The organism is Bradyrhizobium sp. Kon10, assembly GCF_055807395.1.
Window position 1 is genome coordinate 1 of the sequence record NZ_JBVVOZ010000299.1, and the last position, 254, is coordinate 254.

Below are 254 nucleotides of genomic sequence, written 5' to 3' on the forward strand. Positions count from 1 at the left end.
GAGGAATTTCACTTAACGCAAATGGAAAATCTGCGTTGACACCCTTCAGTGAAATTTTTACTGTGTTGCCTTCCGTAGACAATCGATCGATCTGGCTAAGACCTCCTTTCGCTATTGATTGTGACTTTTCATCCGAATGCCGCCGTATGGTTTCTACGACATCTTCAGGCGTAACTGTTTTGCCGTTATGAAACTCCACACCATTACGAATTTTAAATAGCCAAGTGACACCATCACTTGACGAAGCTTCTTCT

At 42.5% G+C, this 254-nt stretch carries 1 protein-coding gene; it reads right to left on the reverse strand.

From position 1 onward, the window contains the following. Nucleotides 1–254, reverse strand: a 254-nt coding sequence (locus AC0L2O_RS37110; RefSeq protein WP_473373243.1) for an ABC transporter substrate-binding protein, incomplete at both ends; no start/stop codon positions are given.